Raw genomic sequence first — 224 nt, forward strand, 5'->3', positions numbered from 1 at the left:
CTTTAATCACTTCTGAAGAAGCCAAAAACAACATTCCTGCTTTCACTGAAGCCATAGAAGCCGAAAATACGTTGTTGGGGCTTTCTTCAAGAGCAACCTCTATGGACGCTTTCTCTGAAGATTATGATTTTTCTGAGCAGCAAAAAATAACATCTAAAGAAAAAGGAGGTATTGTATACTTGGTACAAAGTAAAACAAACAAAGACAATGTTTTAGCTTTATAT

1 protein-coding gene is annotated in these 224 nt (G+C 34.8%); it reads left to right on the plus strand.

Annotation, left to right across the window (positions count from 1 at the left end; translation table 11 throughout):
• Positions 1 to 224 (plus strand): hypothetical protein (locus tag HJY11_RS14040; protein WP_208076510.1); only part of this gene is annotated, 224 nt, incomplete at both ends.

The sequence above is a fragment of the Bittarella massiliensis (ex Durand et al. 2017) genome, from assembly GCF_017566145.1.
Taxonomy (GTDB): domain Bacteria; phylum Bacillota; class Clostridia; order Oscillospirales; family Ruminococcaceae; genus Bittarella; species Bittarella massiliensis_A.